Genomic DNA, 1,471 nt, shown 5'->3' with positions numbered 1-1,471 from the left:
CTTCGGCGACCTCCGCGTCTGATCTCGACGAAGTTGCCACATGCGCGTGCTTGGCAAGGGCGGCGCCAGGTCTCAGCCGCGCGAAAGGTCCGACCGTCGCGCCCTCGCCGATGCTCGCCTGCTCAATATGGCAGAAGCCTCTGATGGTGACACCATCCGCGATGCGAACGCCCGGTCCGACGATCACATTCGGCTCGATGGTCACGTCGCGGCCGATCGCGGTGTCAAAACTAAAGAACACCGTCTCGGGCGCCACGAGGGTGGCGCCCTGCGCCATGGCCGCGGCGCGCAGGCGGCGCTGCATGATCTCTTCGGCGACGGCGAGTTCGGCGCGGGAATTCACGCCAAGCACCTCTTCGGCGTTCGACAGCACGACGCGCGCCTGAAGCTCGTCGCCGCGGGCGAGCGCCACTGCGTCGGTGAGATAATATTCGCCGTTGGCGTTGTCGTTGCCGATGCGCGCCAGGAGACCGGTCAGCGTCTCGGCTGCGCGGAAAGCCATGATGCCGGAATTGCACAGGGTCAGCGCGCGCTCTGCCACGCTCGCGTCCTTTTCTTCGCGAATGCCCGCAAGCCGCCCCTTGTCGTCGAAGAGCAAGCGGCCATACCCGGTCGGGTCCGCGGCCTCGAAGCCGATGACCACCAGGTCGGCGCCCGCTTCGAGCTCGCCGAGCACGGCCTTGAGCGTCTCGGCGCGCAGAAGCGGGGTGTCGCCGTAGAGCACGAGCACGGGCCCTTTCGCGCCCTCGAACGCAGGCGCGGCTGCCTTGACCGCGTCCGCGGTTCCGAGCTGCTCCGGCTGCACGAACACTTGCGCCTTGGGGTCGACCGCAAGCCCCGCTTCGCCCACCGCCTCCATGTCCGGGCCAACGACGAGCCCGGCGCGGCCGATCGCGGCGCCGGAGGCCGCGCGCAGCACATGGGCGAGCATGGGCGCACCCGCCAGGCGGTGGAGCACCTTGGGCAGGTCCGATTTCATGCGCGTGCCCTTGCCGGCGGCAAGGATGATGGCGAGAGCTGGGTCATGCTGTCCCGATAATTTTTTCCCGCTCGGTCGAAGATCGCATCTTCGTACCAACTTTCCTTAAACGCGCCCTATCTAGTCCAAAGCGCGCCCGAGGGCCACCGCCCTGGCCCCATCAAGCCCCACGGGAAAATTGACCATACGGATGAAGTGAGTAATCTCGCTGAAGAGCGGCGGGACAATCTGACTCCAAGCCACATTCAGGTCGCTTTTGCGACCAAACCTCGCATTCGGAAGGTCGAATCCCATGGCAAAGCGGCGCACAGGCGGGCGGGGCGGAGCGCGGAACGTTTTCGCGGTCTTGTGGATCGCCCTGGCCGGCCTCTCGGGCTTCTACCTGTTCACCCTCTTCACCGACCCCACGGCGCTTGGCGGTCCGCTCGTCCAACTCAGCGCCGTGAGCGAAGGTCAGGCGCCCGCCGCGGCACCCGCGGCGGCGGAGCCGGC

At 67.2% G+C, this 1,471-nt stretch carries 2 protein-coding genes; one reads left to right on the top strand and one right to left on the bottom strand.

Going from position 1 to position 1,471, the window contains the following annotated elements:
* Window positions 1-979 (bottom strand): NTP transferase domain-containing protein (locus tag AUC71_RS07250; RefSeq protein ID WP_069623727.1); only part of this gene is annotated, 979 nt, incomplete at its 3' end.
* 292 nt (window positions 980-1,271) lie between these two features.
* Here AUC71_RS07250 and AUC71_RS07245 point away from each other — a divergent pair.
* The coding region (locus tag AUC71_RS07245; RefSeq protein WP_141701519.1) for a hypothetical protein at window positions 1,272-1,471 on the top strand (200 nt) is incomplete at its 3' end.

It is taken from the genome of Methyloceanibacter marginalis, from assembly GCF_001723295.1.
GTDB classification, from domain to species: Bacteria; Pseudomonadota; Alphaproteobacteria; order Rhizobiales; family Methyloligellaceae; genus Methyloceanibacter; species Methyloceanibacter marginalis.
The sequence above is the reverse complement of the archived record's forward strand: the minus strand, read 5'-3'. Positions and strand labels throughout refer to the sequence as shown.